General features: G+C 34.5%; 19 protein-coding genes, 1 tRNA gene, 3 rRNA genes, 1 pseudogene and 1 riboswitch. Of the genes and pseudogenes, 1 reads left to right on the top strand and 23 read right to left on the bottom strand.

The window, feature by feature from the left end; all coding sequences use genetic code 11:
* Positions 1-10 precede the first annotated feature (10 nt).
* Positions 11-322: a GNAT family N-acetyltransferase gene (locus MPAN_RS07155; RefSeq protein WP_176239871.1), complete on the bottom strand. Its 312-nt coding sequence runs from the start codon at positions 320-322 to the stop codon at positions 11-13.
* 223 nt (positions 323-545) lie between these two features.
* On the opposite strand from MPAN_RS07155, the gene MPAN_RS07160 reads away from it, so the two are divergent.
* A complete protein-coding gene (locus MPAN_RS07160; RefSeq protein WP_176239870.1) occupies positions 546-2,396 on the top strand; it encodes a heavy metal translocating P-type ATPase in 1,851 nt (616 codons plus the stop codon).
* Positions 2,397-2,488: 92 nt separating this feature from the next.
* On the opposite strand, the gene MPAN_RS07165 is transcribed toward MPAN_RS07160, so the two are convergent.
* From MPAN_RS07165 to MPAN_RS07270, 22 genes and pseudogenes are all read right to left on the bottom strand, one after another.
* Positions 2,489-2,565: transfer RNA gene (locus tag MPAN_RS07165), tRNA-Asn, on the bottom strand.
* Between the two features lie 46 nt (positions 2,566-2,611).
* A 5S ribosomal RNA gene (gene rrf, locus MPAN_RS07170) occupies positions 2,612-2,720 on the bottom strand.
* A gap of 49 nt (positions 2,721-2,769) precedes the next feature.
* Positions 2,770-5,611 (bottom strand): 23S ribosomal RNA (locus MPAN_RS07175).
* Positions 5,612-5,764: 153 nt separating this feature from the next.
* Positions 5,765-7,285, bottom strand: a 16S ribosomal RNA gene (locus MPAN_RS07180).
* The 16S, 23S and 5S rRNA genes sit together here with 1 tRNA gene alongside, the layout of an rRNA operon.
* A gap of 381 nt (positions 7,286-7,666) precedes the next feature.
* The gene (gene rseP / locus MPAN_RS07185) at positions 7,667-9,253 is read right to left on the bottom strand and encodes an RIP metalloprotease RseP (RefSeq protein WP_176240053.1); all 1,587 of its coding nucleotides are present in this window, start codon (positions 9,251-9,253) and stop codon (positions 7,667-7,669) included.
* A 3-nt stretch (positions 9,254-9,256) separates the two neighbouring features.
* A complete protein-coding gene (gene dxr / locus MPAN_RS07190; RefSeq protein WP_176240054.1) occupies positions 9,257-10,393 on the bottom strand; it encodes a 1-deoxy-D-xylulose-5-phosphate reductoisomerase in 1,137 nt (378 codons plus the stop codon).
* Positions 10,390-11,331, bottom strand: coding sequence for a phosphatidate cytidylyltransferase (locus MPAN_RS07195; RefSeq protein ID WP_176240055.1), 942 nt, complete (start codon positions 11,329-11,331; stop codon positions 10,390-10,392). The genes dxr and MPAN_RS07195 overlap by 4 nt, the downstream gene beginning before the upstream one ends.
* The gene (gene uppS, locus MPAN_RS07200; RefSeq protein ID WP_176240056.1) at positions 11,328-12,002 is read right to left on the bottom strand and encodes a polyprenyl diphosphate synthase; all 675 of its coding nucleotides are present in this window, start codon (positions 12,000-12,002) and stop codon (positions 11,328-11,330) included. Before uppS ends, MPAN_RS07195 begins: the two co-directional genes overlap by 4 nt.
* A 92-nt stretch (positions 12,003-12,094) precedes the next feature.
* Positions 12,095-12,652 carry a ribosome recycling factor gene (gene frr / locus MPAN_RS07205; protein WP_176240057.1) on the bottom strand — a complete coding sequence of 186 codons (558 nt, stop codon included), beginning with the start codon at positions 12,650-12,652 and terminating at the stop codon, positions 12,095-12,097.
* Between the two features lie 2 nt (positions 12,653-12,654).
* Positions 12,655-13,368 (bottom strand): UMP kinase, encoded by a 714-nt coding sequence (gene pyrH / locus MPAN_RS07210; RefSeq protein WP_176240058.1) that lies wholly within the window; start codon positions 13,366-13,368, stop codon positions 12,655-12,657.
* 23 nt (positions 13,369-13,391) lie between these two features.
* A complete protein-coding gene (gene tsf / locus MPAN_RS07215) occupies positions 13,392-14,270 on the bottom strand; it encodes a translation elongation factor Ts (protein ID WP_176240079.1) in 879 nt (292 codons plus the stop codon).
* A gap of 81 nt (positions 14,271-14,351) precedes the next feature.
* Complete coding sequence (locus MPAN_RS07220; protein ID WP_231756828.1) at positions 14,352-14,447, bottom strand: Rho termination factor N-terminal domain-containing protein; 96 nt, start codon at positions 14,445-14,447, stop codon at positions 14,352-14,354.
* 246 nt (positions 14,448-14,693) lie between these two features.
* Positions 14,694-15,470: pseudogene (rpsB, locus tag MPAN_RS07225) on the bottom strand (30S ribosomal protein S2); the annotation flags it as partial.
* 147 nt (positions 15,471-15,617) lie between these two features.
* Positions 15,618-16,082: a dUTP diphosphatase gene (gene dut, locus MPAN_RS07230; protein WP_176240060.1), complete on the bottom strand. Its 465-nt coding sequence runs from the start codon at positions 16,080-16,082 to the stop codon at positions 15,618-15,620.
* Positions 16,079-16,603, bottom strand: a complete 525-nt coding sequence (locus tag MPAN_RS07235) for an NUDIX hydrolase (RefSeq protein WP_176240061.1) — start codon at positions 16,601-16,603, stop codon at positions 16,079-16,081. The genes dut and MPAN_RS07235 overlap by 4 nt, the downstream gene beginning before the upstream one ends.
* Positions 16,600-17,508: a site-specific tyrosine recombinase/integron integrase gene (xerA, locus tag MPAN_RS07240; protein WP_176240062.1), complete on the bottom strand. Its 909-nt coding sequence runs from the start codon at positions 17,506-17,508 to the stop codon at positions 16,600-16,602. Before xerA ends, MPAN_RS07235 begins: the two co-directional genes overlap by 4 nt.
* Positions 17,496-18,794 (bottom strand): methylenetetrahydrofolate--tRNA-(uracil(54)-C(5))-methyltransferase (FADH(2)-oxidizing) TrmFO, encoded by a 1,299-nt coding sequence (gene trmFO / locus MPAN_RS07245; protein WP_176240063.1) that lies wholly within the window; start codon positions 18,792-18,794, stop codon positions 17,496-17,498. Before trmFO ends, xerA begins: the two co-directional genes overlap by 13 nt.
* 69 nt (positions 18,795-18,863) lie before the next feature.
* Positions 18,864-19,415, bottom strand: a complete 552-nt coding sequence (locus tag MPAN_RS07250; RefSeq protein WP_176240064.1) for a folate family ECF transporter S component — start codon at positions 19,413-19,415, stop codon at positions 18,864-18,866.
* Between the two features lie 41 nt (positions 19,416-19,456).
* Positions 19,457-19,549: riboswitch (THF riboswitch) on the bottom strand.
* A 38-nt stretch (positions 19,550-19,587) separates the two neighbouring features.
* The gene (locus MPAN_RS07255) at positions 19,588-20,238 is read right to left on the bottom strand and encodes a uracil-DNA glycosylase (protein WP_176240065.1); all 651 of its coding nucleotides are present in this window, start codon (positions 20,236-20,238) and stop codon (positions 19,588-19,590) included.
* Positions 20,238-20,861, bottom strand: coding sequence for a signal peptidase I (locus MPAN_RS07260; RefSeq protein WP_176240066.1), 624 nt, complete (start codon positions 20,859-20,861; stop codon positions 20,238-20,240). The genes MPAN_RS07255 and MPAN_RS07260 overlap by 1 nt, the downstream gene beginning before the upstream one ends.
* Positions 20,845-21,489 (bottom strand): hypothetical protein, encoded by a 645-nt coding sequence (locus MPAN_RS07265; RefSeq protein WP_176240067.1) that lies wholly within the window; start codon positions 21,487-21,489, stop codon positions 20,845-20,847. The genes MPAN_RS07260 and MPAN_RS07265 overlap by 17 nt, the downstream gene beginning before the upstream one ends.
* A gap of 27 nt (positions 21,490-21,516) precedes the next feature.
* Positions 21,517-22,227 (bottom strand): S24/S26 family peptidase, encoded by a 711-nt coding sequence (locus MPAN_RS07270; protein ID WP_176240068.1) that lies wholly within the window; start codon positions 22,225-22,227, stop codon positions 21,517-21,519.
* Positions 22,228-22,285: the final 58 nt, after the last annotated feature.

Raw genomic sequence — 22,285 nt, forward strand, 5'->3', positions numbered from 1 at the left:
TATCTTTTACCTAAATTCGACATTCTGGCGAGAGTTCCGCCTGAATTAATTGATCAATTAAATGATCATATTCTTTATGTTTTTTAAACCATACAATCGAATACGGGCAAGTTGCAACTACTTTATATCCTAGTTTTTCTGCATGTTTACAAACTTCATGCATTAATTTGCTTGCTACCCCATGTCCTCTTAAAGTTGGATCAACATAGGTATGATCAACAACAACAGTTTCCTTATTATATAAAGGGAAAGTTGCTTCTACAATAACTTTATCTTCATTATCTTTAACATATATTTTGTGATTTTCATATATAAACTCCATATTAATCAACTCCTCGTAAAAAGTATATCATATTTTGGCAAAATGACAACCGCAGTACTTTGTATTTTTATATTAAAAATAAATAAATAAAATAAATAGAGTACATATTTATTTCATTTCTAAATAAGGTCCTTTTTTATAATAAAAGGTGCGTTTATTTATAATTATTTATCATTATTTGATATAATCATAGTATAATTAATATTTACAAGGAGGACAAGTTATGTCAAAAAAACAATTAATTATTGAAACAGGTTCAGTAGCTATATCCGTCATTTTTATTATAGCCGCTTTTATTTTGCAATCAATTACTGGTGCCACACCATGGTATGTCATCGTATTATTTGGTTTATCATTTGCGATTGGTGGTTTTGCAAAAGCTAAAGAAGGTATTTTAGCAACCATTAAAGATAAATCCTTAAATGTTGAAATTCTAATGATTCTTGCTGCTTTAGGCGCATTTATTGTTGGTAGTTATTCTGAAGGTGCTATTTTAATTTTAATTTTCTCAATTAGTGGTGTTTTAGAATCTTATGCAACATCAAAAACCGAAAAAGAATTAACAAGTCTTTTAGAATTAGCTCCAAAAACCGCTATATTATATATAGATGGTAAAGAATCTGAAGTAGAAATTGAAAATCTTCATATAGGAGACCAAGTTATTGTTAAAGTTGGTCAACAAATGCCAGTTGATGGAAAAATCATCAAAGGCGAAACTTCTCTTGATCAATCACCCATCACTGGTGAATTTATTCCGGTATATAAAAAAATAGGTGATGAAGTATTCGCTGGATCAATTAATATCGAGCAAACAGTTATCGTAGAAACTACAAAAGATCCTAAAGAATCCGTCGTTCAAAAAATTATTACCTTTGTTCAAGAAGCACAAGAAAATAAAACAGAGTCACAAACATTAATTAATAAGATTGAAAAATATTATGTTTACTTTGTTATTTTATTTGCTATTTCATTTATGATTTTCCCTCCATTATTTAATTGGTTACCTGCAAAAGAAGCATTTAGACGAGGTATTGTTGTTTTAGTTGTTGGATCACCTTGTGCACTAGTCGCTTCTATTACTCCTGCGATGCTATCTAGTTTATCAAATGCCGCAAGAAAACGTATTTTGGTAAAAGGTGGAAAAACATTAGAAGATATGATTGGTTTAAAAGCTGTTGTATTTGATAAAACAGGAACCATCACAACTGGTACTCCAAAAGTTGTAGATATCATAACTGCTAAGGATCAAGATCGTGATTATATTTTAAATTTATTATATACTATTGAAAAACAATCAAATCACCCTCTAGCTAATTCAGTTACAGCACATCTAGAAAAACAAAAAGAAATAGATAATATTAATACTAACGAGATATCAGGTAGAGGTATGACAGCAACTATCGGTGAAGATCATTGGAAAACCGGTAAATTTGAATCTAAAGTTACAACAAAATGCAATAGAGAATTACAATCTGCAAAAGTAAAAGGTCATAGTATCATATATATTATTAAAAACGATGAAATGATAGGTTTCGTAGCTTTAACTGATACCATAAGAGATAATGTCCAAGAAGTTACAAAAGCGCTTAAGAACTTAAATATTAAGTCCGTATTGTTAACTGGTGATCACGAAGATACTGCAAAAGCTATTGCATTAGAAGCTGGCATAGAAACCTACTTAGCAAACTGTCTTCCTGAAGATAAAGCCGACTATGTTAAAAAGCTACAAAAAGACGTTGGCAAGGTGTTAATGATTGGTGATGGTATCAATGATGCACCAGCACTTGCAACTGCTGATATAGGTGTTGCTATGGGTGCCGGAACAGATGTTTCACTAGAAACTGCTGATATTGTCTTTATGAATAATAATATTGAAAACCTTCCAAAAATCATTAATTTATCAAGACGCATGAGACGCATAACAATTCAAAATGTTATATTCTCTACAAGTGTCATTGCGTTACTTATGATCACAAACCTTTTTGGTAAAATTGAATTACCACTAGGTGTTGTAGCACATGAAGGTTCAACAATTTTAGTTATTTTAAATAGTTTAAGACTTTTATTTAAATAATTTAATCATTTACAAATAAGAAAAAGGATATCTAAATTAAAGATATCCTTTTTTTGCATAAAAAAAACGGCATTTGCCGTTGATAGTGTAAGTGGCGCCCACACTAGGACTCGAACCTAGGACCCCCTGATTAACAGTCAGGTGCTCTAACCGACTGAGCTATGTAGGCATCATAAGGATAGGCGCTACTAAATATTTATAAATAAGTAAGATTTGCCTGGCAACGTCCTATCTTCGCTCCTTGGAACTATTTTCGGCGCTGAAGTGCTTAACTACTGTGTTCGGCATGGGAACAGGTGTGACCACTTCGCTATCGTCACCAGACATCTCTCAAAACTAGATAAATTCTTTGTAAATGAATGAAAATATTAATAAGGTTAAGTCCTCGACCTATTAGTACTGGTCAGCTTCACGTGTCACCACGCTTCCACACCCAGCCTATCAACCTCGTAGTCTTCAAGGGGTCTTACTAAATTGGGAGATCTCATCTTAAGGTGGGCTTCACGCTTAGATGCTTTCAGCGTTTATCCCTTCCATACTTAGCTACCCAGCTGTGGCCTTGGCAGGCCAACTGGTGCACCAGTGGTATGTCCACCCCGGTCTTCTCATACTAGGGGCAGCTCCCTTCAAATCTCCAACGCCCACGACGGATAGAGACCGAACTGTCTCACGACGTTCTGAACCCAGCTCGCGTGCCGCTTTAATGGGCGAACAGCCCAACCCTTGGAACCTTCTCCAGCTCCAGGATGCGACGAGCCGACATCGAGGTGCCAAACCGCTTCGTCGCTGTGAACGCTTGGAAGCGATAAGCCTGTTATCCCCAGGGTAGCTTTTATCCGTTGAGTCTCTGCCCTTCCATGCGGTACAGAGAGATCACTAAACCCGACTTTCGTCCCTGCTCGACTTGTTTGTCTCGCAGTCAAGCACCCTTATGCTTTTGCGCTCTACGAATGATTTCCAACCATTCTGAGGGTACCTTCGGGCGCCTCCGTTACTCTTTAGGAGGCGACCGCCCCAGTCAAACTGCCCACCAGACACTGTCCTCCCTAATACACTTAGGCAAGTTAGACATCAGATGCACGAAGGGTGGTATCCAAAGGACGACTCCTCCAAAACTAGCGTTCTAGATTCTTAGTCTCCCACCTATCCTGTACATCTTACACCCAATGTCAATATCAAGCTACAGTAAAGCTCCATGGGGTCTTTTCGTCCTGTCGCGGGTAGCCGGCGTTTTCACCGGCAGCTTGATTTCACCGAGTCTCTTGTTGAGACAGTGCCCAAATCGTTACGCCTTTCGTGCGGGTCGGAACTTACCCGACAAGGAATTTCGCTACCTTAGGACCGTTATAGTTACGGCCGCCGTTTACTGGGACTTCAATTCAATGCTTCGTTGCCTAACATCTCCTCTTAATCTTCCAGCACCGGGCAGGCGTCAGTCCATATACATCACCTTACGGTTTAGCATAGACCTATGTTTTTGATAAACAGTCGCTTGGGCCTATTCTCTGCGACTTCTTTTTTTCATTAAAAGTCCTCCTTATCCCGAAGTTACGGAGTCATTTTGCCGAGTTCCTTAACAAGAGTTTTCTCGCGCGTCTTAGTATTCTCTACCTACCCACCTGTGTCGGTTTACGGTACGGGTAGTCTATAAATTAACCCTAGAAGCTTTTCTTGAAAGTTTGACGTCATCATCCTTTACCTACCGAAACTCACTCTTAGCGATGTGCGGATTTGCCTACACATCAAGCTCGTTTCCTTGTCCCAAATCCAATTATGGGCGGATGTTAGCCTCCTTTGTCACTCCATCAGTTTATAAACTAGTGCAGGAATCTCTACCTGCTATCCATCGGCTACGCTTTTCAGCCTCACCTTAGGCCCCGACTTACCCAGGGCGGACGAACCTTCCCCTGGAAACCTTGGGTTTTCGACGGACAGGATTCTCACCTGTCTTTTCGTTACTTACACCGGCATTCTCACTTCTAACCGCTCCAATAGTCCTTCCGATCTATCTTCACTGCTGTTAGAACGCTCCCCTACCACTGACAATAAATTGTCAATCCGTAGATTCGGTATGATGCTTAGCCCCGGTACATTTTCGGCGCAGAGTCACTCGACTAGTGAGCTTTTACGCACTCTTTAAAGGATGGCTGCTTCTAAGCCAACCTCCTAGTTGTCTGTGCATCTTCACTTCCTTTTCCACTTAGCATCAATTTTGGGACCTTATCTGACGGTCTGGGCTCTTTCCCTTTCGACCATGAACCTTATCACCCACAGTCTGACTGCTAACTATATTTTATGACATTCGTAGTTTGATTGGGCTCAGTACCCCGAGGTGGGGCCATCACACATTCAGTGCTCTACCTTCATAAAACTTATACGTTAACGCTAGCCCTAAAGCTATTTCGGGGAGAACCAGCTATCTCTGAGTTCGATTGGAATTTCACCCCTAGCCACAAGTCATCCAAACACTTTTTAACGTGTCCTGGTTCGGTCCTCCATTTGGTCTTACCCAAACTTCAACCTGCTCATGGCTAGCTCACTCAGTTTCGGGTCTACAGCACCTAACTTATCGCCCTATTCAGACTCGCTTTCGCTTTGGCTCCACTCCTTAAAGCTTAACCTTGCTAGATACCGTAACTCGCCGGTTCATTCTACAAAAGGCACGCCATCACCCATTAACGGGCTCTGACTAATTGTAAGCACACAGTTTCAGGATCTATTTCACTCCCCTCCCGGGGTTCTTTTCACCTTTCCCTCACGGTACTGGTTCACTATCGGTCACTAAGTAGTATTTAGCCTTATGAGATGGTCCTCACGTCTTCCGACAAGATTTCTCGTGTCTCGCCGTACTTCTCAACACTCTAGTCCACACACTGTCAAATACAGGACTCTCACCTTCTATGGTCAGCTTTCCCACGCTGTTCTTTTAGTGTGCGGTTTTGTAACTATTATAGTGTTAGGCTCCTCCGCGTTCGCTCGTCGCTACTAGCAAAATCGTTTTTACTTTCTTTTCCTACAGGTACTTAGATATTTCAGTTCCCTGCGTTTCCCTTCCGATAAATCGGATGACATATCTTCCATATGCCGGGTTTCCCCATTCGGATTCCCACGGATCGTCGCGTACTTACTGCTCCCCGTGGCGTTTCGCCGTTAGTTGCGTCCTTCATCGGCTCTTAGTGCCTAGGCATCCACTGTGCGCCCTTTTTTCCTTAACCTTTTCTTCTTTCATTTACGACAGAATTTATCTACTTTTCAAAGATCTATCTTACTGATTAAAAATACTTGAAAGACTAATCTTTCAAAACTGAATATGATGAGTGTATCTTGGAAATTTGTATATGCGTTATTGCATATGCCTTTCTCCTTAGAAAGGAGGTGATCCATCCCCACGTTCCCGTAGGGATACCTTGTTACGACTTAACCCCAATCATCAACCCTACCTTAAACGGCTCCCTCTCCGAAGAGTTAGGCCACCGGCTTTGGGTATTGTCAACTTTCGTGGTTTGACGGGCGGTGTGTACAAACCCCGAGAACGTATTCACCGCGACATTCTGATTCGCGATTACTAGCGATTCCGACTTCATGAAGTCGAGTTGCAGACTTCAATCCGAACTGAGACTGCTTTTTTGGGTTTCGCTTCACATCACTGCTTCGCTGCCCTTTGTTTCAGCCATTGTATCACGTTTGTAGCCCAGGTCATAAGGGGCATGATGATTTGACGTCATCCCCACCTTCCTCCAGTTTATCACTGGCAGTCTCGCTAGAGTCCCCAACTTAATGATGGTAACTAGCAATAAGGGTTGCGCTCGTTGCGGGACTTAACCCAACATCTCACGACACGAGCTGACGACAACCATGCACCACCTGTATCCATGATAACCTCCACTATATCTCTATAGCTTTGCATGGTATGTCAAGACCTGGTAAGGTTCTTCGCGTATCATCGAATTAAACAACATGATCCACCGCTTGTGCGGGGTCCCGTCAATTCCTTTGAGTTTCATGCTTGCGCACGTACTACTCAGGCGGAGTACTTATTGCGTTAACTACAGCACTGAATTTCTCCAACACTTAGTACTCATCGTTTACGGCGTGGACTACCAGGGTATCTAATCCTGTTTGCTCCCCACGCTTTCGTGCCTCAGCGTCAGTTGTGGCCCAGTAAGCCGCCTTCGCCACTGGTATTCCTCCATATATTTACGCATTTTACCGCTACACATGGAATTCTACTTACCTCTACCACACTCAAGTTATCCAGTTTCCTTAGCATCACAGAGTTGAGCTCTGCACTTACACCAAAGACTTAAATAACCGCCTACGCACCCTTTACGCCCAATAATTCCGGATAACGCTTGCCCCCTATGTATTACCGCGGCTGCTGGCACATAGTTAGCCGGGGCTTATTCATTAGGTACCGTCACACTTGCTTTTCCACAAGTCATTCTTCCCTAATAAAAGAACTTTACATACCGAAGTACTTCGTCATTCACGCGGCGTTGCTCGGTCAGGGTTGCCCCCATTGCCGAAAATTCCCTACTGCTGCCTCCCGTAGGAGTTTGGGCCGTGTCTCAGTCCCAATGTGGCCGTTCAACCTCTCAGTCCGGCTACGCATCACTGTCTTGGTAAGCCATCACCTCACCAACTAACTAATGCGCCGCAGGCTCCTCTTTAAGTATACCTATTGCTAGGTCTTTTAAAATATATAAGATGCCTTACATATTCCTATCCAGTCTTAGCCATCGTTTCCAATGGTTATCCTCGTCTTAAAGGTAGATTACCTACGTGTTACTCACCCGTTCGCCACTCACTAATAAATTAGTGCGTCCGACTTGCATGTATTAGGCACGCCGCCAGCGTTCATCCTGAGCCAGGATCAAACTCTCCATATAGTATAGTTTGTTTGTTAATAGCTCTTTTTGTTTTCTAGCTTTGTTTTGTTTCTTTGTTTCTTTGTTTCTTCGTTTGATACACTCATCATAATTCAGTTTTCAAAGATCAATCCGCACACATCTAATTAGGCGTGCTTTAATATAATACCAAATGAAACTAAGTTTGTCAACTGATTTTAAAGATTTTTTACAGTTTAATTTTTCTTAATTTTTTGGCTTGCCACCTGTTTTGGCGACCTGTTATATTCTATCTTACTTTATACTTAAAGTCAATAGTTTTGACTATAAAAACAATACTTTTTTCCTAACAATACTTTTTGGCTCTTATTAAGCCATATTTTATAAAAAAGGCGATATTTTTCGCCTTTTTTATGAACTATTTTATAAATTTGCAATCAATCTTAAAATATCTTTATACGTTACGAAAACAAACATAGCTAATAAGAGGATAAACATTACATTATTTATGCTATTTTCTAGCTTTCTTGGTAGTGGTTTCTTAGTAACTGCTTCAATGCCTAAAAATACTAATCTACCTCCATCAAGTGCTGGTATCGGTAATAAATTTAAAAGTCCAATATTAATACTTAAAAATCCAGTAAATGCAATGATTGATAATAGACCTTGTTTAGCTGTATTACTCACTAGTGAATAGATTCCAACCGGACCAGATAAATCTCCAATGCCTAAATTCTCGCTACGATCAAATAATAATCCAAGTGTTGTGAATACTTCTCCCATATCACTTGCTACTCTCTTAGGAGCATATAGTAATGTATACCCCCAGTTAAAATCAGATGTTGCAGTGATACCTAATTGAAATAAAATACCTTCGGTCCCAAGTTTGTTTAATGCAGTTTCACTAATTAAATCATATGATGCATTAGCTGATACTCCATCTCTTTGATAAACAACTACAACAGCACCACTTGTGTAATTTCGAAATACAGAAACAATATCATTCCAGTTATCAACATCATAGCTTGTGCTATCAATTATGATTTGTTGAATAATGTCACCTTTTTTTAACCCACCATCTGATTGAGCACGACCATAGCTTTGTCCAATAATTGGTTCACTATTATAAATGGTAACTTCATCAGTATCTGGATCAACATATGTGTTGACGATACCTGCCATTTGAATTGCCACACTGACTGCAATATCATTAGCAATAAAAACTTGTCCATCTCTATCATATGTAATATCTAATAGGGCATGATCTAGAGTTGCTAGAACACTAGGAATGTCAGTCCATGAATTAACTGGATTACCATCGATTGCAAGTATTAAATCTCCAGATTCTATGCCAGCAATATCAGCTGCATAATCAGGTGATACTTCATCAATCATATTAGATTCTAAATTAGGTTTTTGAACAAAAAATCCTACAATCAAAAATAACAAGAATGCTAAAATGAAATTCATCATAGGTCCTGCAAATATAACTAAAAATCTTTCCCAAAGTGTTTTACTTTCAAAACTCTTTTCAGAAGGCGTAATCCACATTTCATGTTTTTCATCTAACTTGTAATTAGCATCTCTTAAAACTGAATATTTTTTAACTTCTTGATCTACTTTTAAATCAATAAAAAGTGGATCGAAATCTTTACCATATAAATCAAAGTCCACAACTTGACCATAAACATCTGCACTAACCTTATCAGTTAATATGATTTGATAAACTAATCCTTGTTCATTAATCTTTAGTCCAATGGTTTGTTCTTCTTTTATTAATGCATCGCTAATAGCTTCTCCTGCCATAGAAACATATCCACCAATTGGGATACCCCTAACAGAATATATAGTTTCACCTTTTCTTTTTTGATAAATTGCTGGTCCCATACCAATAGAAAATTCATGGCATAAAATTCCAGCTCTTTTTGCAAAATAAAAGTGACCTGCTTCATGGATTAATATAATAACTCCTAAAACTACTACAAATAATAGTATATTAAGTATAAACATAAACTACCTCTTCTCGTACTTTCTTATAATTTCATCTTGAATGTTTTGATTTACTTCTTTGATTTCTTCTAATGTAGGCATCTTTATGTTTGCTGTCTTAGCTACATAATCAAATACGATTGTCTCAATGTCCAAGAAATTTATTTTCTCATCTAAAAATAATTTAACTGCAGCTTCGTTTGCTGCATTCATAACTGTTGGTAAGATTCCACCTTTTCTTCCTACTTCATAAGCAAGCTTCAATAAAGGAAATCTTTGATAATCCATAGGCTTAAATGATAAGTTAGTTAATTCTAATTGTTTATCATATGATACTCTTTTTGGATAAAAAAGTGCATGTGCAATTGGAATTCTCATATCTGAAACACTTAAACTAGCTTTAATGGTCCCATCTATAAAATAGGTAAGTCCGTGTACTACACTTTCTTTGTGGAGTATGGTTTCTATGGCATCATAATCTAAGTCAAATAGATGATGTGCTTCAATGACCTCTAATCCTTTGTTCATCATTGTTGCACTATCAATAGTTATTTTAGCACCCATTTCCCAATTTGGATGGTTTAGCGCTTGTTTTTTTGTGACGTTTTTAAGCTCTTCTCTAGTGAAATCTCTAAATGATCCACCACTCGCAGTTATCACTATTTTTCTAATTGAAAGTTTGTCTTCATGATCAATTGTTTGCCATAATGCAGAGTGTTCACTATCAATAGGAAACAATTTGACATTAAATTTATTAAGATATTCTTTAACAATGTCTCCAGCCATGACTAATGTTTCTTTATTAGCTAGTGCAATATCCTTACTTGTTTTAATTGCTTCAATGGTTGGTATTAAACCAGTCGAACCTGATAATGCATTAATAACCAATCCTTGTTTAGGATATCTAACTAAATCAATTAATCCTTGATCACCTGATACAAATGTTATCATTGGAAATTCTTTTTCATATGTTTTTATTTGATTTTCAAATCTTAGACATGCAATTTCTGGCTTAAATGTGCTTAATATATTCTTATTTTTTGACTCATCAGAGCCCAAAGAACACCCAATGAGTTTAAAATCATTCTTGTGTTTTTTTAAAACATCTAAACTTTGCGTTCCAATAGATCCTGTTGATCCTAAAAGATAAATATTTTTCATAGGATGACAGCAGGAAATAACCTATAAATAAGTAAGAATATTGAAGTTAAAAATAATGCTACAAATAAAACTGAATCAAACCTATCTAATAGTCCACCATGTCCTGGTAAAATATTTCCAAAATCCTTTATATTATATGTACGTTTTAATCTTGATGCAACTAAATCTCCAATTTGTGCAAAAATACTTGCAACCATTGTTATAGGAACAATGATGAGTCCTTGTACCCAAACTGGTGTTCTTTCACCAAGTGATGAAAAGTTATCTAATAAAGTCATTTGTCCACCAGAGTTTAAAAAATCTCCTAAGACAGTACCAACTTGAAAGAATTGACCATAAAATAAAGCAAATGATGATGCAATAATTGTTGCAAATATTGTTCCTGCAATCGCACCTTCCCATGATTTTTTAGGACTTATATGAGGAGCAAGTTTATGCTTACCATATTTTACTCCAAATAAATATGCAAAAATATCAGTTGCTGATGTGATTAATAGTAGGTAAACAATAAATCTAACACCTAAAAATCTTAATATAACAATTGATGCAGCACCTAGTCCAACATAATTAATAATTGTCAAAGCCTTACCAACATCAAGACCATTAAAATTTTTAAATAATACTAAGAAACTAAAAAGTATTAATGTGATCAAAGGTATGGTAATACTTAATAACCCATTAGCTTCTAAAGGATTATGTTCTAAATCTCCCATAACTCCACCAACACTAAAGAACGTTCCTAAGGTTAAAAGAACAATACCTATCTTTGGTAATAATTGAAATTTCTTTTCTGTTTCATACATTCTAATCATTTCAGTTGTTGCAATCACAACAAATAAAATCATTAAAACTTGAAATATTCCTAAAAATATTTCGAAACTAACAGTAGGTATTAATACTAATGCAAGTACGGCACCTGTTATCATTCTTTTTTTCATATTAAGCCTCCAAAACGACGTTGTCTTTTTTGATAAGACTTAACCGCTTTTTCAAGTTGTTTTTTGTTAAATGCTGGCCAATGAACTTTTGTGAAATAAAATTCTGCATAAGCAATTTGCCATAATAAGAAATTTGATATTCTCATCTCTCCACTAGTTCTTATTAATAAGTCTACAGGTTCTTTGACCATAAGCTCAGATTCAAATGTTTCTCTAGTTATAGGTTTATCTAATTTATTAACAGCTGTAATGATTTCATCATAACTGCCATAATCAACACAAACGTTTAAAACAAAACCTTGATAATCTTTAGTTAGATTTTCCATTTCAGTCATAACTTCTAATAATTCTTTACTAAATCTATCTCTTCTTCCAGAAAAGGTAATTTTATAATCTATATTATTAAATTTATCTTTATTTTTATAATATAGTTCAATTGGCTTTGTCATAAGATAGTCAACTTCTTCTTGAGGTCTTTTCCAATTTTCCGTGCTAAAAGCATAAACAGATAATTTTTGTATACCCATTTCTTTTGCATGTTTAGCTACAGAAAACAAATTTCTTCCACCCATATAATGACCAAACGATCTTGACTGTCCTCTTTTTTTTGCCCATCTACCGTTACCATCTAAGATGATCGCAACATGATTAGGGACATTTTTATTATTCACTATCTATCACCTTTTTTTATTATAACTCATTTATGAAATAAATGGTATGTTTTAAACATTTTCACATAGTCAAAATAAAAAGGCCGAAGCCTTTATATTTTCATTAATTCCTCAGTCTTAACTTTTAGTTCTTCTTCAACTTTTTTAACATAAGTATCAGTCAATTCTTGAACATCAGCTAAATAACCTTTTTCATCATCTTCGGGTAATCCAAGTTTTTTAATGTGATCATTTCCGTCGCGACGAATATTTCTAACGCTTATTTTCGCATGTTCTGCAAGTTTATCAACATCTTTAACTAATTCACGTCTACGCTCTTCAGTTGGTTGAGGTAAAATCAGTCTGATACCAATACCATCGTTAATTGGGTTTAATCCTAAATCTGAAGCATAAATAGCTGTTTCAATTGTTTTTAATTGAGATTTATCAAAAGGTTTGATATATAGTTGACTACCTTCTACAACAGATACATTTGATATTTGTCTAATAGGACTTGGTGCCCCATAGTAATCAACTGTAACATGATCTAATAATGCAGGATTTGCTCTACCAGTTCTGACTTGAGCGAATTCTTTTATTAAAACATGTAAAGATTTTTCCATATGTTCTTCAGTATCCATTAACACTAAATCAGCTTGTTCGTGATTCATAGTTATTCCTCCCATTTTACAAGTGTTCCAATATTTTCTTGTAAAACAGCTTTTTTCATATTACCTGCTTTATTCATATTGAACACTAAAATATCTATTTTATTTTCACCGCACATTGATGCGGCAGTTTGATCCATAACTTCTAATTTTTGTTTTAAAACTTCAAGTTGTGTAATATGATGATACATTTTAGCATCACTAAATTTTTTAGGGTCTTTATCATATACACCTTCAATACCATTTTTCGCCATCAAGATGATATCAGCATTTAATTCTGCAGCTCTAAGAGCTGCTGCGGTATCTGTTGAGAAGAATGGTGAACCAGTACCACCAGAAAAGATAAGAACTCTACCTTTTTCAAAATGTCTCATTGCTTTTCTTCTTATATAAGGTTCAGCAACTGCACTAACAGGTAAAACTGTCATAACTCTTGTTGGTACTTCTAGTGTTTCTAAGGCATCCTGTAAGGCAAGTCCATTCATAATTGTTCCTAGCATACCCATGTAATCTGCTTGTGCGCGGTCCATACCTAGTTCTTCACCAGTTTTCCCACGCCATAGATTACCAGCGCCGACAACAATTCCAATTTGTACACCTAATTCGTAAATCTCTTTAATTTCTGTAGCAATGTTTTTTACAGTGATTGGATGTATACCATACGTTCCATCACCTTTTAAAGCTTCTCCACTTATCTTTAAGATTACTCTTTTGTACATCGTGCCACACCCCTTTATTTTATTTATTTACGGATTTGTGCTGCTACTTCTGCTGCGAAATCTTCTTCTTTCTTTTCAATACCTTCTCCAACTTCTAATCTTACGAAAGATAAAACGTTGTTTTTATTTGATTTTAAATATTGAGCAACAGTTTGGTCAGGATCTTTAACAAATGGTTGGTCAACTAAACAAATATCTTTTAAATATTTATTTAAACGTCCAACAACCATTTTTTCAACGATATTAGCAGGTTTTCCTTCTAATAATGCTTGTTGAGTTAAAATGTGTTTTTCATGTTCTAAAGTTTCTTGATCAACTTGAGATCTGTTTAAGTACTTAGGATTTTGAGCAGCAATATGCATTGCCATATCTTTAGAAACTTCTTCATCTTGATTTTCTAAAACTGCTAATACTGCAATTCTACCACCCATATGTTTGTAAGCGCCAAAGTCTTGTGCATCTTCTTTAACGATTCTTGAAACACGGCGTAGAGATAATTTTTCACCAATTGTTGCAGTTGCATTAATTAGTAAAGTTTCAACTGTCATACCATCTGCAGAGACAGCTAAAGCTTCTTCAGTGTTAGTTGCTTTTGAAGCTAATAATACTGATCCTACTTTATCAATTAAGTCTAAAAATTGTTTATTTTTAGATACAAAATCTGTTTCTGAATTTAACTCATATATTACTGCTTGGTTACCTTCTAAAACTACATTACATAAACCTTCAGCAGCAATTCTTCCTGCTTTTTTAGCAGCGCTTGCCATACCTTTTTCTCTTAAAAAATCTATAGATTTTTCGATGTCACCATCATTTTTTTCTAACGCCTTTTTACAATCTAACATTCCAGCGCCAGTTCTTTGTCTTAATTCTTTTACCATTTGTGCTGTTACAGCCATAATTAATTCCTCCTTGATATTTCAATATATAATATTTTTAGTTTTTTTTATAAAAAATAAGGGGATTTTTATCCCCTTATCGCATTATTTTAGTACATCAATAAGTTCTGCTTTTTTAAGGGTTGAATAACCGGAAATGCCACGATCTTTACATAAAGAACGCAATTGAGCAACAGTCATTGACTCTAATGATTCGTTGTTATCTTCTTTAACTGGTTCAGCTTTAACTGCTTCAGTTTTAACTTCTTTGACAGGTTTAACTGCTTCTGCTTTAACTTCTTTGACAGGTTTAACTTCTGGTTTAGCTACAGGCTTAACTTCTGCTTTAACTTCTGGTTTAGCATCAGCTACAACTTCAGGCTTAACTTCTGGTTTAACTGCTGGCTTATAAGCTGGTTTAGCATCTTGACGTGGTCTAGGTTTGTATTCAGGTCTAGGTTTTCTTGAACCTTGACGAGGTGAGTCATCACGATCTCTTCTAGATGCTTCTTGTACAGTTTCTTCTTCAAATTTTTCAACTGCTCCACCTTGTGCTTCAACAATTGCATTACCCATAACCCAAGCAATAAGTTTTACTGCACGGATTGCGTCATCATTTGCTGGGATAATGTAATCAACATCATCAGGATCACAGTTAGTATCTACAATACCGAACACTTTAATTCCTAATTTACGTGCTTCTAAGATTGCATTTCTTTCTTTTCTTGGATCAACAATAAAGATAGCTTCTGGAACTTTCTTCATTTCTTTGATACCACCTAAGAATTTTTCAAGCTTAGTACGTTCATTTTTAAGTGTTAGTACTTCTTTTTTATGTAATTTGTCAAATACACCATCTTCTTCCATTTTATAAAGTTCGTGTAATCTTTTAATCCGACGACGAATCGTCTTGAAGTTAGTTAATGTTCCACCTAACCATCTTTGGTCAACATAAAATTGACCTGTACGAATTGCTTCTTCTTTTACTGATTCTTGAGCTTGCTTTTTCGTACCAATAAATAATACTTTACCACCATCTGCTACGATATCAAACATTGCTTTGTAAGCAATTTCGATTTCTACAGCTGTTCTCTTTAAGTCAATGATATAAATACCATTTCTTGACGTAAAGATGTATGGTGCCATTTTAGGATTCCAGCGACGTGTCGCATGTCCGAAGTGAACACCAGATTCTAATAATTGTTTCATTGAAACTACTGCCATAAAATTATTCCTCCAATTTTTGTTTTTTTCCTCTGCATGACTTTAAAACATCTCACCTAAAACTTTTAGGCACTCGAGCGTTAAACATCATACATGTGTATTTTAATAGCCTTACTAAATATATCATATTTGTATCGATTTTTCAAGTTAAAGCTTAATTTTTTCTACTTTTTTATCGCTACTTCCAAATCCACCTAATCTTTGCTTATGCTCTGGATCATCATCTATTGTTTTTTGAAAGCCAACAAACACACCTTGAGCTACACGTTCACCCTTTTCGACTGATGCATTTTCTTTTGAAAAATTATATAAAGGGACCATAATATGTCCTTCATTATTCTCGTTATTATAATAGTCAGCATCCACGACACCAACTCCATTACTCATCATTAAACCTTTTTTTAGTCCTAGTGATGATCTTGGATAAATGAATAATACTTCGTTATCTGGAATAAGTGCTTTTAACCCTGTTGGAATCATTTTGATTTCACCTGGTTTTATAACAATATCTTCAACACTTGCTAAATCATATCCTGCACTATGTTTAGTTGCGCGTCTAGGAGCTAGCACATCGTAGTCTTTATACGCTTGTACAATTTCAAATTTTCTCATAAATCCATCTCCTTAATTTTTTCTAGAACAATCTGTTCACGCATCAATACAGTCTTTAATCCATATGCTGTATGGTTTGTATCATTCATGACACTTTGATTATGTTCTATAACTTCTACAACATTTTTCCATGTAGGTTTAATGCCATGTACTTTTTCTCTATACTCTAGTCTTTGTTTACCTAATGATTCAATTCTTACTAAATAATATATTGAAGTTTGTAAATATATACTACTTTGATCAAAGAGTCCATATTTAATTTCTTCAATATATCCTAAGTTTTTAAGAATGGATATTTTTCTTGCTCCAAGTTCTTCTCTTAATTCTCTTTTTAATGCTTTTGTTTTATCTTCATCTTCTTTTAACCCACCACCTGGAAATGTATAATCATTATAAAGCTTAGAATATACCATTAAAATTTGATGTTTATCATTAACAATAACCGCTCTCACGGTTGTTCTTAATTTATCCGGTTTTTGTATGATGCCTTCTTCGATAATTATCGGTCCTAATGGTTTCATTTTTTTATCATCCTTGGGTGCATGTCTTTGTATTTCTCTTTAATTGTTTCACTGGAGACATGTGTGTATATTTGTGTTGATTTTAAGTGTTCATGCCCTAATAATTCCTGTACAACTCTTAAATCAGCTCCGTGATTTAAAAGTGTAGTTGCAAATGCGTGTCTTAACATATGTGGGTGAATTTTAAATGTCTCACCTGAATTTTTTATGATTTGTTTTAAGATGAGTTGTAGTCCTCTAACTGTTAAATGCCCACCTTTGTAATTAATAAATACATATAAAATATGAGTATCTTGACCTTTAGCCAGTAATACTGGTCTTATATATGTTAGATATTGTTTCATATCTTCAACTAAATGCTGATGAAGTGGAACATATCTATCTTTTGAACCTTTTCCATGAATTAATATGTGTTCTTGTGCTAAATTAATATCTTTAATCGTCATATTAACAAGTTCAGATGCTCTTAATCCTGCGCTAAACAGTAGATCAAGCATCAAATAATTACGAAAACCTAATGGAGTCGTTTTATCTATAGATTTAAAAAGCATATCCATTTCATCATCATTGATGATTGATGGTAATTTTTTAGGTATTTTAGGGGTTTCAACTGAAGTAAAAATATTTACATCAATTAAATTGCTTTTTATTAAGTAATCATAGAAAGTTCTTAATGCAGATATCTTTCTAGAAATTGTTTTTTTGCTTAATCCTTTTTCATCTAAATGCGAGATAAAATGTCTTGCAAGTCTTTCTCTTGTTGCATCAAGCATATCTGCGGCTAGCTCTTCTTTGGTGATAAACGCATGAAAATCAAGAATATCTTTTTGATACCCTTTTACAGTATTTTCAGAATAATGCTTTTGAATTAACATATAATTCAAAAAATCTTCTACATACTCCAAGCGTTTTCCTCCTTAAATTCATCTAACTCTTTTAATGCTCTATTGGCATAAAGCATTTTTCTCTCTTTTTTCTTATGTTTATATCCCAATTCAGGAAGTAATCCTAAATTAGCGTTCATAGGAACAAATGATCTATTGTATGATGAGATATAATGTGCCATCGCACCCATCATTGTATTAACTGGAAGTGGACAAAGTTTATCATATTTAAGTAGTGATACCAATTGGATTGCAGCATTTAATCCAGATGCTGCTGATTCAACATATCCTTCTACTCCTGAAATTTGTCCTGCAAAAAACAATTTAGGATAGTCTTTAACTTGAAAACTAGCATTTAAAACTTTAGGGCTTTCAATGTATGTATTTCTATGCATAACTCCATATCTAACAATTTTAGCGTTTTCTAATCCAGGAATTAACTGAATAACTTTCTTTTGTGCTGGCCATGTCAAATGGGTTTGAAATCCTACTATGTTATACATCGTTTTTTGAAAATCATCTTGTCTAAGTTGAACAACTGCATGAGGTCTGTCTTTGCCTTCTAAACCAAGACCTACTGGTTTTAATGGTCCAAATAAAAGTGTTTGTTTCCCTCGTGATGCCATAACTTCTGCTGGCATACATCCTTCAAAAACATTTTTTTCAAAATCTTTTTGTTCTACAGTATCTGCATTTATTAACGCATCATAAAATTTATCATACTCTTCTTCATTCATCGGACAATTAATATAAGCCGCTTCACCTTTATCATATCTAGATTTTAAATATGCAACATCCATATTTATTGAATCAAAATCTATAATTGGAGCAATTGCATCAAAAAAATGCAAATGCTCTTGATTTAATAATTTACTAATAGATTCAAATAAATCATCACTTGCAAGAGGTCCTGCAGCAATAATCGTATACTGATTAATATCAATATCTTTAGCTTCATCTAATATAACTTCTATATGTTCATGATTTTTAATCTTTTCTTCAATATATGTTGAAAACATTTCTCGATCAACAGCTAAACTAGAGCCTGCTGGGACTTGTGCATAATATGCAGCTTGCATAACAAGTGAATTGAAGCTTTGCATCTCACGTTTCAATAAACCAACAGCATTAGCGATATCATTAGATCGCAAAGAGTTTGAACAAACCAATTCTGCAAAACGACCCGATTGATGTGCTGGGGTCATTTTTTTAGGTCTCATTTCATATAGTTTTACTTTTATGCCTTTATTTGCAAGATAGTATGCAGCCTCTACGCCTGCAAGTCCTGCACCAATTATTTTTACCATTTCATCACCACTTCTATTATACATGATTATGTGTCATATTAAAAAAAACAAGCCTATTTTTAGGCTTGTTTATATGCTTTTTGATTCCTTTAGTTCATTTGAATTTTTAATTTGCATATCAACCAATACCGGAAGTAGTTTCTGATAAAGACTTGAGACCAATAAAGTGATAATAACAACATTAACTGGAATCATCGCTAATCTTATGGTTAAACTTGCAAGTGCGGTTTCTACAGATAAGAATGCTAATAGGCCGATTGTATTTGCGATCGTCACTAATATATGTGTGATTGCAACTACAATGACTAACTTAACTTTATCAAATTTCTTATATAAAAATAATCCTGGAATAAATCCCCAAAGCATTGCACCAAGCGCAAATATGAATGCATAAGCACCATTAGGAAATGCAACAAATCCTACAAGATCAGAAACATATCCCATAATTAAGCCATATAAAGGGCCTAGAATAATTGATCCATAAATAATTGGAATCGCATAAAATGGCACTCCAAAATTATTAAAACTTAAGATTTGTTTAAAAAACACATCAATCACAATAGAGATTGCAACCAAAGATGAAGCTAAAACTAGCTTTTGTAATTCCTTACTTTTCTTCATGAAAAAAGACCTCCTATTTCTTGAGGTCCACTATAATCGCTTACAGCGGACGCATTAGAAAACCGCCACTATCAGTGTTCGTTCTAATCCAACATCCCATGATTAGACACTTAACGCTTTCCAATTACTCTGCACTTTGATTATACAACATAACTTGATAAATGTATATGGATTAACTTAAATCCCAATTGATTGGTTCATATCCATAAGATTTAAGATATTCATTTGTCTTTGAAAAAGGTTTAGATCCAAAGAATCCACGTCTTGCTGATAGTGGTGAAGGGTGAACAGATGTTATAATTTTATGCTTAGATGAATCAATATACTTAGAAAAACGAATTGCATGATTCCCCCATAAAATGAAAACAACACCATCATTTTTTTTATTAATCTCTTTAATCGCTTCTAAAGTAAATATCTCCCATCCTTTTTTCTGATGAGATAATGGTTCATGTGCTCTTACAGTTAAAACAGTATTTAAAAGAAATACACCCTGTTTAGCCCATGATGTTAAATTTCCTGTTTTCGGATAAGAAACTCCTAGATCAGAGATTAACTCTTTATAAATATTTTTTAAACTTGGTGGATACTTATCATTTAACACACTAAAAGCAAGTCCATGAGCTTGATGATAATTATGATATGGATCTTGACCCAAAATAACGACTTTAATATCTTTGTACGGTGTTAAATTAAAACATGACAATCTATACCCCTTTGGAGGTAGAATGTCATGTGTAAGTTCTTCACTTTTTATAAAATCCATTAATGATTTATAATATGCTTTATGTGATTCTTGTTCGATAAATAAATCCCAAGTCATTACTTAACGCCTTCTTCTATAACTTCTTGATCTTCTTCTGAATTTTCAGGATCTTTTTTCTTTAGCAGTTTAACAATAACAACGACTATACCTATATTAACAATTAGAAGTCCAATTAAAACCGGATTTCTTAATCCTGTAATAACTGTTCCAACAAATGGAACTCTAAAGACATAACCACCAATAACTTGATCATATGTTAAATCAGTGATATTCCCGTTTTCATCATAAATTGTATCAATTGCTGTATTGTTATCACCTTGCGTAATATATGCCCCAGTTGTATCATCAATATCAATGATTCTATGGACGATTCTTATTTTAACCCATACAGTTGCACCATTTTGATCTGTGCCTCTGGCATAATTGAAAAATGATATGATATCGTTCTCTTCAATATCATCTTCTGATATTCTTTTTAAAACGATAATATCACCTGGCTCTATGTTTGGTCTCATAGATTCGGTAGCTGTGGAAATTGAAGTTACTTGAAATCCAAGAATATCAATAACTTTATCTGGTAAGAAAAGACTTACTGATACATAAGCTAGTAAAAACAAAGTAACTACATAAAATAAAACTGTTTTTATGATGTGATAAGTTTTATTAGGCTTCTTGTCCATCTTTTAGTACCTCGTTTTCTTTATCTTTTTTCTTATTTTGAATTAAAATATAATGTGCAACATATACAATTAAAGCATGAAAGAAAATCATAATGATAAATCCTCTTGGTGTAGATGCTGTGTAATAAAACATACCTACAAGATTAGCTTCATTACCTATTTCACCTTGTATTTCATCAAATGTATATGTGTTTTTAATATTACCATCATATGTTGCGCGAAGTGTTTGAGCATTAGAATCAATATCAACGACTTCTACTTGCCAATAATAATCACCAACATCATATAATCCATATATTAAAATGTCATCTCCAACTTCTATTTCATTTGGATCAATAGATTCTACTCTAGTGACACTACCTACAAGTTGCCCTGTTGCATCTTGATTTTTCTTAAAAACAACTCCATATTCGTAGCCCATAAGAGATGAAGAATTTTCTTTTAAGGCTAATGGTAGACCCATGAACACTAAATGAAGCACTGCTAGAATAACAATGCTCCAAAATATAAGTTTCTTATTAATTTTAAATTTATTTTTATTTTCAAGCTTTTTATATTCTGCAATAGTTTTCTCTTTGGATTGAACCAAAGATAAAATTATTTCATCTGTTGTTAAAAAATTATCCAATTCTTACACATCCCAAATATCTTGTTACTATTTCTTAGGCTTTTTTGCCTTTTCTACTTCTTTTACTACTTTTGGCTCTTGTTTCTTTTCTTTTGGTTCTACTTTTTTTTCTACTTTTACAGGTTCTTCTATTTTTTCAATCTTTTTTGTCTCTTTAACTGTTTCAACTTCTTCAGTTTCTTCTACTTTTTTAACTTCAGGTTTTTGACCTTGTTTAACAATAATAACAATACCTGAAATGATTAAAATATTAATAACAATTGCACCAATACCAAAAGGTGATTTAACAAATTCAATTACTGGTCCTAAAACTGGTAATTTAAATGCATATCCACCAATAATACGATCTGACGTTATCACACCAAAAGGAACGGTCGCTCCTTCAGCAATTACAGTAATTCTATAATAATCTTCATTAGCAACTGGAGCAATACTATCAATATAATAAGTAACCATTTCAGTGTCACCATCATAATTGATATCTGCCGTAAATGTTATTAAATCGCCCTCTTCTAGATTCTCAGGCTTAACTTTATTAATAAAGACTAAATTATTCGGTTTGATGGTAGGTTCCATCGTATCATATTTTGCAATATAAGATTTCACTTGGAAAACATTTAATGTTTGACTTGGAATAATAGCTTCCATTAATATAAATAACAAAATAATTCCCAATATAACAAACATTGACCAAAAAGATACATTTTTGACTATTGATTTCACTTTATCATTATTCATTTTCAGACCACCCTATCTTATAAATATCGATATTATTATATCATATATTTTATAATTT

The sequence above is a fragment of the Mariniplasma anaerobium genome, assembly GCF_016865445.1.
Classification (GTDB): Bacteria; Bacillota_I; Bacilli_A; order Acholeplasmatales; family Acholeplasmataceae; genus Mariniplasma; species Mariniplasma anaerobium.

Excerpts from the sequence above, each read along its gene's own strand:
- MPAN_RS07260 (WP_176240066.1), bottom strand. The coding sequence starts at position 20,861 with ATGGACAAGAAGCCTAATAAAACTTATCACATCATAAAAACAGTTTTA.
- MPAN_RS07235 (WP_176240061.1), bottom strand. The coding sequence starts at position 16,603 with ATGAAACCATTAGGACCGATAATTATCGAAGAAGGCATCATACAAAAA.
- MPAN_RS07195 (WP_176240055.1), bottom strand. The coding sequence starts at position 11,331 with ATGAAAAAAAGAATGATAACAGGTGCCGTACTTGCATTAGTATTAATA.
- MPAN_RS07155 (WP_176239871.1), bottom strand. The coding sequence starts at position 322 with ATGGAGTTTATATATGAAAATCACAAAATATATGTTAAAGATAATGAA.
- MPAN_RS07255 (WP_176240065.1), bottom strand. The coding sequence starts at position 20,238 with ATGACTTGGGATTTATTTATCGAACAAGAATCACATAAAGCATATTAT.
- MPAN_RS07270 (WP_176240068.1), bottom strand. The coding sequence starts at position 22,227 with ATGAATAATGATAAAGTGAAATCAATAGTCAAAAATGTATCTTTTTGG.
- frr (WP_176240057.1), bottom strand. The coding sequence starts at position 12,652 with ATGAATCACGAACAAGCTGATTTAGTGTTAATGGATACTGAAGAACAT.
- dxr (WP_176240054.1), bottom strand. The coding sequence starts at position 10,393 with ATGAAAAATATTTATCTTTTAGGATCAACAGGATCTATTGGAACGCAA.
- rseP (WP_176240053.1), bottom strand. The coding sequence starts at position 9,253 with ATGTTTATACTTAATATACTATTATTTGTAGTAGTTTTAGGAGTTATT.
- MPAN_RS07160 (WP_176239870.1), top strand. The coding sequence starts at position 546 with ATGTCAAAAAAACAATTAATTATTGAAACAGGTTCAGTAGCTATATCC.
- MPAN_RS07250 (WP_176240064.1), bottom strand. The coding sequence starts at position 19,415 with ATGAAGAAAAGTAAGGAATTACAAAAGCTAGTTTTAGCTTCATCTTTG.
- dut (WP_176240060.1), bottom strand. The coding sequence starts at position 16,082 with ATGAGAAAATTTGAAATTGTACAAGCGTATAAAGACTACGATGTGCTA.
- pyrH (WP_176240058.1), bottom strand. The coding sequence starts at position 13,368 with ATGTACAAAAGAGTAATCTTAAAGATAAGTGGAGAAGCTTTAAAAGGT.
- trmFO (WP_176240063.1), bottom strand. The coding sequence starts at position 18,794 with ATGGTAAAAATAATTGGTGCAGGACTTGCAGGCGTAGAGGCTGCATAC.
- MPAN_RS07220 (WP_231756828.1), bottom strand. The coding sequence starts at position 14,447 with ATGACTGTTGCTCAATTGCGTTCTTTATGTAAAGATCGTGGCATTTCC.